This window comes from Saccharothrix sp. ALI-22-I, from assembly GCF_001984175.1.
Classification (GTDB): domain Bacteria; phylum Actinomycetota; class Actinomycetes; order Mycobacteriales; family Pseudonocardiaceae; genus Actinosynnema.
Window position 1 is genome coordinate 137,822 of sequence record NZ_MTQP01000060.1, and the last position, 10,274, is coordinate 148,095.

At 71.6% G+C, this 10,274-nt stretch carries 9 protein-coding genes; all 9 read left to right on the forward strand.

Annotation, left to right across the window (positions count from 1 at the left end; translation table 11 throughout):
• Positions 1-63: 63 nt before the first annotated feature.
• Positions 64-369, forward strand: a complete 306-nt coding sequence (locus ALI22I_RS20165; protein ID WP_077007080.1) for a hypothetical protein — start codon at positions 64-66, stop codon at positions 367-369.
• Entirely contained in the window at positions 366-1,211 is an 846-nt protein-coding gene (locus ALI22I_RS20170; RefSeq protein WP_143532324.1) for a hypothetical protein, read from the forward strand. Before ALI22I_RS20165 ends, ALI22I_RS20170 begins: the two co-directional genes overlap by 4 nt.
• Before the next feature lie 3 nt (positions 1,212-1,214).
• Positions 1,215-3,212 (forward strand): hypothetical protein, encoded by a 1,998-nt coding sequence (locus ALI22I_RS20175; protein WP_077007082.1) that lies wholly within the window; start codon positions 1,215-1,217, stop codon positions 3,210-3,212.
• Positions 3,209-4,699: an SCO6880 family protein gene (locus ALI22I_RS20180; RefSeq protein ID WP_077007083.1), complete on the forward strand. Its 1,491-nt coding sequence runs from the start codon at positions 3,209-3,211 to the stop codon at positions 4,697-4,699. The genes ALI22I_RS20175 and ALI22I_RS20180 overlap by 4 nt, the downstream gene beginning before the upstream one ends.
• A gap of 376 nt (positions 4,700-5,075) precedes the next feature.
• Positions 5,076-6,560 (forward strand): hypothetical protein, encoded by a 1,485-nt coding sequence (locus ALI22I_RS20185; RefSeq protein ID WP_077007084.1) that lies wholly within the window; start codon positions 5,076-5,078, stop codon positions 6,558-6,560.
• 248 nt (positions 6,561-6,808) lie between these two features.
• A complete protein-coding gene (locus ALI22I_RS20190) occupies positions 6,809-8,674 on the forward strand; it encodes a type IV secretory system conjugative DNA transfer family protein (RefSeq protein ID WP_077007085.1) in 1,866 nt (621 codons plus the stop codon).
• Complete coding sequence (locus ALI22I_RS20195; protein WP_077007086.1) at positions 8,671-9,462, forward strand: DUF4913 domain-containing protein; 792 nt, start codon at positions 8,671-8,673, stop codon at positions 9,460-9,462. Before ALI22I_RS20190 ends, ALI22I_RS20195 begins: the two co-directional genes overlap by 4 nt.
• On the forward strand, positions 9,459-9,854 hold the full coding sequence (locus ALI22I_RS20200; protein WP_077007087.1) for a hypothetical protein: 396 nt from the start codon (positions 9,459-9,461) through the stop codon (positions 9,852-9,854). Before ALI22I_RS20195 ends, ALI22I_RS20200 begins: the two co-directional genes overlap by 4 nt.
• An 84-nt stretch (positions 9,855-9,938) precedes the next feature.
• Positions 9,939-10,226: a hypothetical protein gene (locus ALI22I_RS50995; protein ID WP_077007088.1), complete on the forward strand. Its 288-nt coding sequence runs from the start codon at positions 9,939-9,941 to the stop codon at positions 10,224-10,226.
• The last annotated feature ends 48 nt before the right edge of the window (positions 10,227-10,274 follow it).

The following is a 10,274-nucleotide window of genomic DNA, read 5'->3' on the forward strand; positions in this document are numbered from 1 at the left end:
TTCTTTCGCGGCGGCCAGGGGGGCCGACCGCGCATTCCATATCACGTTGGGGGATCAGGCTTAATGAGCGTGCATACGGTTGTGCTCGAATTCACTGACTTTCTTTCGCAGATCGAACTTCCCGATCCGGAGCCGATGGCGCCGGAAGGGCCGTTGGCAGATGGCGCGGAAACCATGCTGGCGTGGATGAAATGGGGTGGACTGGTCGGTGCGGTCGGTTGCGGGATGTGGGTCGGCATCGCGATGATCGTCGGTCGGCGCAATCGCAACAACATGGCGATCGAGGGCGCCCTGGGAATTCCCTGGATTGTCGGCGGCGTCGCCATGGTGCTCGGGGCCGCCTCGTTCGTCGGATTCTTCGTCTCATGAGCCGCCACGATGTGCACGGGCCGGCAACGCCCGTCGCGATGCTTGCCAGGGTCGCCGCGACCCTGCTGCTGGCGGTCTCCGCCCTGCTGACGGCCGCAGTCGGCGGCGTCGCCGCCGCAGGGGCCGACTCCGCGTCGTCGCAGGCTCAGGACCGGCCTCTGCCTGCCGAGTTGACGAAGTACGTGCCGGACTCGGCCGAGTGGAAGCGCGCCGCATGGATGGTGATCCCGACGTGCGCCGGGCGCGGCGGGGACTTCTCGCTGTGGGTGATCAGCGTTCTGCGCGACACCCCGGCACTGCTGGAGCACTACCAGCCCAGCGCCTCGGCCGCCGCCGCACGGAACAAGGCGATCCTGGACGGCTACCGCGCGCTCGGCGAGAACGCCCTGGACACCGTGCCCGCCGGGTACTGCGTCGACGACGTGCGCCGGTGGGCCGGTGCCGACGAGACGATGAAGCCCTTCGGGTTCGCGTGGGGCACCACCGGGCAGAGCTCCTTCTACTGCACCGACCGCGACCCGGACTCGACCCGCGAGCAGGAGTACAACCGGCACGTCGGAGCCGAACGCGGCCCGTGCGACGGGTTCGCCATCTCCTGCGACGGCGCGAAGACCACGGGCGCGAAGACCGCGTGCGCGCAGTGGAACGCCTTCGCGGAGAACCACGTACGCCGGGTCGAGCAGGTGCGGCGCGACGCCATCGCGGCGCACCCTGCGGTCGCTCGGGCGGCCGTCACGACGAGCGGCTCCTGGCTGCCGATGATCGGCATCGGCGCCGCTGGGCTGGCCGCGTTGCTGCTGGTGCCGCTGGTGCATCGCCGGGTCTCGCGCGGGAGGCGTTGACCGGTGCCCCGCCTCGACCGCTCCCGTCCGCGCCTTCGCGCCCGTGTACGGCGACCGGCGCTGCTCGTCCTGCTGCTGGGCGTGCTGGCCCTGGTCACGGGTGCGCCGGCCGCGGCCGCACCGGTGACCGGCCTGGACGGCCTGCCCGCCGGCTTGCAGAAATACGTGCCCGACAGCGACGGCTGGAAGTCCTCGCCGTGGATGACCGCCCCGGACTGCGGGGACAAGGGCGGTGACTTCGGACTGTGGGCGGCAAGCATCATCGTCGACACCCCCGAGCTGCTGGAACACTTCCAGGCCGGCGCGTTCGGTGCGGAGGTCGAGGCGCAGGACAAGCCGCGCAACGACGCCATTCTCGCGGGCTACCGCAGGCTGCCCGGCGAGATCGCCGCGTCGATCCCGCGCGACTACTGCGTGGACGACGTGCGGCGCTGGGCCGGTACCAGCCCGGACACCAAGCCCTTCGGCTTTCCGTGGGGCGTCACCGCGGGCGACGGGCACCAGACCTCGTACTACTGCACCGACCGGGCATCGGACGCCACCCGGGCCGGGGAGACCAACCGGTTCTTCGGCGCCGAACGCGCTCCTTGTGACGGCTTCCACATCGGCTGCGACAACGCCCAGGAGGTCGAGAAGCAGCGCTGCCAGGCATGGAACACCTTCAGCGACGACTACGTGCGCCGCATCGAGGCGTTCCGCGCCAAGGCGCTCAACGACTTCCCCGCGCAAGGCGACGCGGACACCACCACCACGCTCAAGAGCCCCGGCGAGATCGCGCAGGACGTCACCGACTCGTGGTTCGGCGGCCTGACCGAGACCCTCGTCGAGGGCGCGGCGACCCTGCTGACCGAGTCGATGACCTGGTATCTGCGCGACGACCGCAGCGAAATGCTGTCCAGCCCCGCGATCGGCGAGATCCACGGCATGCTGCGCTATGTCGGGATCGCGCTGCTGGTCGGCGGGGTGATCTGGCAGGGAATCCTGCTGATGTACCGCCGCAAGGCCGATCCGCTGGTCACGACCGGGATGGGCCTGCTGTCGTTCGTCGCCTGGTCCTCGCTCGGCGGCACCGTCGCCATCCTGATCCACGAGGGCGGCGTCGCCCTGGTCGACCAGGTCCTCGACGACAGCATCCAGGACTTCTCCGAATCCACGACCGCCACACTGCTGGTGCTCACCCCGACGGCGCCGGGCGCCGTCTTCGGCCTGGCGCTGATCCTGCTGGTGCTCTCCTTCATCCAGTGGGGTCTGGGTTTCCTCCGTCTCGCGGGCTTGCTCGTCCTGTTGGCGCTGCTGCCTACGGCGGCGGCCGGGCAGATGACCGAGCGGACCAAGCCGTGGCTGCCCAAGGTGTTGGGCGTCGGCCTGGCCATCGACCTCCACCAGCCGGTCTCCGGGGTCATCTACGCCGTCGGATTCAAGTTCATGGGCACAGGCGGCACCCTCGCGTCCGCCCTGGTCGGCATCGCCGTGATCTTCCTCGCGGTCTTCAGCATGTCCACGTTGTTCAAGTTCTTCGACTGGGGCGGCCAGCAACTCGTCTCGGGCGGCGGGGGCGGCGGAGGTGCCGCGGCGATGGGGGCCGCCGCGTCGGCACTGGGCGGCGGGAGCGGAGCCGGCGCGTTCAGCCGGTTCATGGACCGCAGCGGCCCCGCCGGCAACCAGGACGGAAACGACAGCGACGCGGCGTCGGTGACCCCCGCCCACAACGGCGACGGCCCATCCGGCGGACCGACAGGCGATCCGTCCGCGACGACCGCCCAGCCTCCGGGCAACGGCACAGCGACCCAACCCGCGCAGGGTGGCGACAACTCCGGAGTCGTCCCCGCCACCGGCGGCACCGGCATCCAGGGGGCGGCTGCGGGCACGACGGCCACGGCGGGCGCGGCGGCCGGCCCTGTCGTCGCCGCGACCGCGGCGGCCGAGCAGGGCACGCAACAGATCGGTGGGGCGATGACCGGCTCGGACGGTGCGGCCTCGAACGACGGGAACACACGATGAAGACGAGGACATACGGCGGGTGGCGCGCACGGCGTGGTTTCGGTGTCGGCCGGCTGACCGAGGCGCAGACCGCGGCCATGACCGCGTGCCTGTTCGTCCCACTCGGTGTGTGGATGGTGATCGCCACCTTCGGCCTGCCGCTGCTGATCCTGCCGGTCGTCATCGCCGTCGCGGTGATCACCGCCGCGTTGACGCTGATCCCGCACCGTGCCCACGGCACCTCGATCGGCGGCGCGGTGGTGATCTGGGTACGCACCCGCACCGCCCGGCGACGCGGGTGGACGGACTGGGAAAGCGGCGTGTTCACCACACACCCGCGCCGTCACGAACTGCCCGGCGTCCTGGCGCCGGTCATGCCGCTGTCCACTCAGGACGGACTCGGGCAGCCCTACGGGCTGCTGTGGGACCGGCGGACCGGCCGGTTGACCTCGAGCGTGCGCGTCGCGCCGGTGGGAACCGTGCTGGCCGACCAGGAACGCACCGATCTGTGGATCGGGAGCTTCGCCGGCTGGCTGGCGTCACTGGGCTACGAGCCGACCATCGAACACATCGCGATCGTCGTGGAATCCGCGCCGGCCACCGGCGTCGAACTCGCCGACTACGTCGCCGAACGTCTCGACCCCGCGGCCCCGGCCGTGGCACGCGAGACGATGATCGACGTCGCCGAGGCGCATCGCGGCGCGACGGCCGACATCAGCGCACGGGTCAACATGACGTTCCAACCACAACGCGCCCGGCCCGCGCCGAAGGACGACTCCGAACGCGTCGCCGAGGTCAGCCGGGCACTGACCGGTCTGGAGGGCGACCTGCCGCTGACCGGCGTCGCCACCCTGGGACGGGCGACCGCGGCGCAGTGGACGCACTGGCTGCGCAGCGCCTACGACCCTCACGCCCGCGGCGAACTGGGTCGCCTGGCCGAACAGAACCACCTTCTCGCCTGGGCCGACGCCGGACCGGTGCGCGCCGAGTCGCTGACCGACCACTACTGGCACGACTCCGGCTGGAGCGTGTCGTGGGCGATGGCCGCGCTGCCCGAGCAGAACGTCACCTCCACCATCCTCGCGCCGCTGGTCACCCCCGGCCGCTACCACCGCCGGGTCTGCATCACCTACCAGCCCTACCCCGCCGACCAGGCCGGCGACGTCGTGACCCGGGAGGCGTCGGGCAGCTCGTTCCGCCGCCAGCTGCGCCACCGCCGCGGTGTCGACGACACCGCCCGCGACCGCGCCGACGAAGCCCGCGCCGTCCAGGCCGCCGAGGAGGAAGCCCACGGCGCCGGTGTGGGGCTGTGGGCCATGTACGTCACCACCACCGTGTCCGACCCGGGTCAACTGCCCGACGCCATCGCCGACATGGAGTCGCGCGCCCGCAACGCCAAACTGCGGCTGCGCCGCTGCTGGGGCTGGCAGCACGCCGGTTTCGTCGCCTCGCTCGGGGCCGGCATCTACCCGCCGGAACTGTCCAAGAGGGGCCGGTGGGCGCGGTGACCAGACTGCCCCGCCCCGACCGGCGCCCCGTCCGGCGCACACCGCCGCCCCGGCCATTCCGACCGCGCGGCGGCCGGCGACGACTCCCCGCCCGCGGACGCCGACGGAGACCACGCACCGGGCGACGTCGCGGCCACGGGCCGTGACGCGCACGTCGACGACGAGCGCACGCCGGTCGGGGGACCGGCACAAGACCAGGCTTTCCGAGTCGTTGGGGGACGACATGCTGTGGACACGACGAAGGCGCGGCCGTACCGCCGCGAAGCACGGACAGGCGCCGACGCCGACACCCGGGCCGGCGGGCCAACCGCCCAAGGGCGCGAAGGGAGCGAAGGGAGCACCTCCCGACGCCTCCGCGCCCTTCGACGGCGGGGGCGTGCCGCAGACGGTGGCCGCCGCCGCGGCGCGGGTCGTGCCGGCCAGGCTCGACCCGCTGGCCGATCTGCGCGCCCGGCCCGTTCCGCCCGCCCGCGGCTGGGCGACCGCCGGCGGCGGCCGGGACCACCACGTCGGCAGCGCCACGGTGTGGCAGGGCACGACCGCGCAACTGGCCGGCCTGTATCCGTTCGTCGGCGGCAGCGGTTCGCGGGTGCGCGGCGTGCCGATCGGCCACGACCTGTTCACGCACGAGCCCGTGGGTCTCCACCCCGGCGACTGGCTGAAAATGGGGCTCATTTCCAATACCGGTCTGTGGGTGCAAGCCCAACCGGGTGTGGGCAAGAGCGCGTTCGCCAAGCGCCTGGGCACCGGTCTGGTCGCCATGGGATGGAACCTGTTCGTACCGGCGGACGTGAAGGGGGAGTACTCGGCGTTGATCGCCAACCTCGGCGGCACCGTCATCAAGGTCGGCCGGGGCCACGACGCGATCAACCCGCTCGATCCCGGGCCGCTGGGACAGGTGCTGGCCCGGGAGCCGGCGGGGCGGCGACGCGACGCGCTGCGGGAAAGCATCCGGGCACGCCAGTCCGCGCTGCTGGAGGGGCTGCTGCTGCTGGAGTTGGACCGCCAGCCGACCCCGACCGAGCGCAACATCGTCAGCCGCGCCCTGGACCTGGCAGCCGACGCCGACATCGACGGCCAACCCACCATCCCCGAGGTCCTGCGGGTGCTCGACCAGGCGCCGGCGAGGCTGCTGGACGCCGCGCGCGTCGAGGCTGACGTCAGGCGGTACTTCGACCTGATGCGGCCGGTGCTGTCGGCGCTGGACCTGCTGGTCGAAGGGCCACTGCGGGGCCTGTTCGACCGGCGCAGCACCGCACGCCTGGACCCGGAGTCGCCGGCGACCAGCCTGGACATCAGCGCACTGGACGAGGAGACCGACGAGGTCGTCGCCGCCGCGATGCTGTGCAGCTGGGCCTGGGGCAGCGGCATGATCGAAGCCCGCCAGGCCGGCGCCGGCCGCAACATCCTGTGGGTCCAGGACGAAGCGTGGCGGGCGCTGCGCACCGGCCCCGGCCTGGTCGAGAAGTCCGACCGGATGACGAGGTTGAACCGCCACAAGGGCGTGGCGTCGATGTACCTGACGCACTCCATGGACGACCTGGAGGCCCTGCCCACCGCCGAGGACCGGGCCAAGGCCCGCGGCATCGCCAGCAGGTGCGCCGTGCACGTCTACGGCGGACTCCCGGCCACCGAACTGGGTTCGCTGGCCACGACGCTGTCCAGCCGCGAGGCCGAACTGCTGGCCTCCTGGCAGAGCGCGGGCACCTGGGTGCCCGGCCAGCGCCACCCCGGACGCGGTCTCTACCTGATCAAGGCCGGTGAGCGCGCCGGGCTGCCGGTGCGCATGCACCTGCACCGCCGCGAACTGGAGCTCTACAACACCGACGCCGCGTTCCAGCACACCGGGCCGGCGGCATGACGGCCGGACACCGCCCGCGCACCCGGCGCGCATCGCGCCGAGTCCACCGGTGGCACCGGACGCCCTGACCGGGTCGTCGACGCACACCGCCACGCACACCGCCACATCACTGTTCGGGGGGACAGGGGATGACCAGCACCGACAGCACAACCGCACATCCGCGGCGGCGACCGCGACGTCCGCCGCCGACGTACGGCGCACAGCGGCACGACGCACGCCTGAACACCGTGCGGATGTGACGAGCCGCCATGTCCAGTCCGTACACACGCCGTAACGCCGGCGGCGGGGCACCGGTCGCGCCCTGGCTGATCACCGGCGTGATCGGCTTGATCTTCGCCGCGCTGGGCGCGGCGTGGGTCGCCGCCCACCTCGCGTCGGCCGACGGGTTCACGGTGCCGCCCTACGGCGACGTCGCCACCACCCTGAAGAAACAGGGCCTGCCCGGACTGATCGGCACCGACGGGTCCACACCCCTGTTCTTCATCGTCCTTTGCGGACAAGTCGTCGTGGTGTCGGGCGTCGCGATCACGGTGACGCTACTGGTCATCCGTCGTCGCAGCCCGCGCGACGGGCGGCGGGCGATGACCGCGCCCCGCGCGTTCCGCGACCTGCAACTGCGCGCGGTGGCCAAACGCGCCATCGGGCTGCGCCCCTCGCTCAAGGGCCGCAAGCCCAAGACGCTGCGCCCCCTCGAGGTCGGCGTGTCCCTCGGCGACGTCTCGGGCACCACGCTCTACAAGTCCTTCGAGGACGTCGAACTGGTCATCTGCGGCCCCCGCTCCAACAAGACCAGCGCCAAGGTCGTGCCGGACATCCTCGCCGCGCCGGGCCCGGTCGTCGCGACCAGCAACAAGCCCGACGTGTGGCTGCTGACCGCCACCGTGCGGGCGAAGAAGGGCCCCGTCTTCCTGTTCGACCCCCAGCTGATCACCTACCAGCAGCAGCGCTTCTGGTGGAACCCGCTGGCGACGGTGACCAGCGTCGAGTCCGCCTCCCGCATGGCCTCCTACTTCATGCGCGAGGTCGGCGGCGGCGGGGGGACCGAGCGGGCCGACCCGTTCTTCACCCCGGCGTCGCAGAAGACGTTGCGGCAGATGCTGCTGGCGGCCGCGTGCTCCGGACACACCCTGCGCGATGTCGTGATGTGGGTGGCGACCCGCTCCGAGGAACCCGCGTTCCATCTGGAGAAGGCCGGGTACGGCGACCAGGCGGCCAGCCTGAAGTCCACTCTGGAGTTGGCGCCGGAGACCAAGGGCGGCATCTACGAAGGCGTCGCCACCGCGTTGTCGTGCCTGGAGTCCGAGGCGCTGCTGCGCTGGGTGACCCCGCCCTCGACCTGGCGGCAGCCACCGTCGGACCCGAAATCCATCGCCGAGTTGCGCCTGTGGACCCTGATCACCCGCGGCGTCGGCCCGCACCCCACCCTCTATCTGCTCTCCCGCGAGGGCGAGGGCAGCGGCCGGCCGGTGGTCGCCGCGATCGTCGGTGAGCTGATCGAGATCTGCACGCGCGCCGCCCAGGCCAACGGCGGACGCCTGGACCCCACGGTCTGCATGAGCCTCGACGAAGCGGCGAACATCGTCCGCCTGCCCGAACTTCCGAACTGGTACAGCTACTTCGGGTCGATGGGCCTGATGGTGACCGTGATCCTCCAGTCGCGGGAGCAGGGCCGCGCGGTCTGGGGCAAGGAGGGCTTCGACGCGCTCTGGTCCGCGGCGACGATCAAGACCGTCGGCGCCGGTGTCCAGGACGCGGATTTCGCCGAATACCTCTCGCAGTTGGTCGGCGACCACAAGGTCGAGGAAGTCTCGACCTCCTACTCCAGCGGCGGCGGCTCGACCTCACGGTCACTGCGCACCGAGCGGATCATGCCCGCCTCGGAGATCGCGGCGCTGCCCAAGACCCACGCGTTGATGTTCAGCGCCGGCCGCCGCACCGCTCTGCTCACCTTGCACCCCTGGTACGCCGAACGCGACCCGCTCACCGAACAGATCACCACCTACTCGCGCGAGGCCACCTCCCAGGTCCAGCAGGCCGCCATCGACTACCTCGGCCCCGACAACCCCGTCGCCGCGGCACTCACCGCCGAACTGGCAGCAGGTGGCCGCCGATGACCGCCCCCGACCGCCTGGCACAGCTGGAGCAGCGCGTGGCCGCGCTGGAAGCCGACAACTTCGAGCTGGTCACCGAAGTCCACGAACTGCGCGGCCTGACCCAGTGGGCGGCCAAGGGCCTCGACGACGTCGAAACCTCCGTCCGCACCCTGGCCATGCACTACGTCGAACACGCCGACACGCTCACCACCCTCACCCGCCAGGGCACCCCCGGCGACGACCCCGACGGCCCCGACGGCCCCGGCCCGTCCGTGTTCGACGAGGGTCTTTTCGGCGCCTACGGCCCCGACCGGGAGCCGGGAGCCGACAGCGGGGCGGGCGGCCCCGTCGCCGGCGGTGTCGACGTGCTGTTCGGCGGCGGCGACCTCGTGCCGCTGTTCGACGGCGGAGCACCACCCCCCGACGGCACACCGACCGCCGGAGCGACCCCCGGCCCGGACCTGCCGGTCCTGCACGCGTGGGTGGAAACCCACATCGCGCCGATGGTCCGCAAGACCAGCACCTCCGGCGAAGGCAACGGCATCCGCTGGTGCCGCACCTGGTGGCTGCACCACGACGCCGTCCAGCGCTTCATCGCCTTGTTCCTGTCCTGGCACGAACTGTCCGGCGAGGAATCCGCGACCTGGCTGTCGGTCTACCTGCGCGACCACCTCGACCCCCACCTGAGCACCCTGACCAGCCCGTTCGGGCCGTTCTACCTGTGCTCGCCCACCCGCCACAGCGACGCCACCCAGCCACTGGGCCAAGCCGACCTCAGCCAGGCACCGGCACCGGGAGCAACGGCATGAACAACTCCTCCCACGACCACACGGCCCCGAATCCCCAGGCGGCCGGCATACCCGACGTGGCTGCCTCGATGGCGGCCTTGGAAGCGAACTGGGTCGACCTCACCGATCACATTCGTCGACTCCGTGACTTCGACGCGCGAACCGCGGTCGGACTCGACGGGCTGTTGGAGGAACTCACGGAGCTCGCGGACGGAGTCTTCGCCGTCATCGACCCGATCGCCTGGACACAGGCCCGCCTCGGCACCCACGGTCTGACCACTCCCGCCGTCGACCTCTCCGACCCGCAGCGAACCCACCAGGACAGCACAAGCAGCCCCCGCGCAACCGACCACACGGGCGAGGCACCCGGCGCCACCGCCTCGCCGGAACCACCCGCGGGGAGCCGACCATGACCACACCCGGCCATCCGACGGGAGGGCCCGGCGACGACCGCGTGCCGAACCCCGACGTGCACACTGGTCCCGAGGAGGAAGTCCATGCCGATGAACCACTACGGGCTCCAGGCCAAAGAGCACTGGCAGAAGGACCGGCCGCAGGAGTACGCACGACTGGAGGACCCGGAGGCGTACTTCACGCAGGTGGGCGAGGACCTGGAGGAACGGATCGACCAGCGCAGGCTGGCCTTGGAGGCGACGGCACCCTCGACCTCGAGCTACCTGGCCAACGTGGCGGCGCTGAACACGGCCTGGCAGACAGCGGAGTCGGAGGTGCTCAGGGAATACTTCGGGGAGGACGAGACCGGCCCGGAGACGACGCCGGAGTAGCCCGCTTCACCCCCGAGAGCCAGGACGACTTCGCCCGCTCGGGTGCCA

Excerpts from the sequence above, each read along its gene's own strand:
- ALI22I_RS20165 (WP_077007080.1), top strand. The coding sequence starts at position 64 with ATGAGCGTGCATACGGTTGTGCTCGAATTCACTGACTTTCTTTCGCAG.
- ALI22I_RS20170 (WP_143532324.1), top strand. The coding sequence starts at position 366 with ATGAGCCGCCACGATGTGCACGGGCCGGCAACGCCCGTCGCGATGCTT.
- ALI22I_RS20190 (WP_077007085.1), top strand. The coding sequence starts at position 6,809 with ATGTCCAGTCCGTACACACGCCGTAACGCCGGCGGCGGGGCACCGGTC.
- ALI22I_RS20180 (WP_077007083.1), top strand. The coding sequence starts at position 3,209 with ATGAAGACGAGGACATACGGCGGGTGGCGCGCACGGCGTGGTTTCGGT.
- ALI22I_RS20195 (WP_077007086.1), top strand. The coding sequence starts at position 8,671 with ATGACCGCCCCCGACCGCCTGGCACAGCTGGAGCAGCGCGTGGCCGCG.
- ALI22I_RS50995 (WP_077007088.1), top strand. The coding sequence starts at position 9,939 with ATGCCGATGAACCACTACGGGCTCCAGGCCAAAGAGCACTGGCAGAAG.
- ALI22I_RS20200 (WP_077007087.1), top strand. The coding sequence starts at position 9,459 with ATGAACAACTCCTCCCACGACCACACGGCCCCGAATCCCCAGGCGGCC.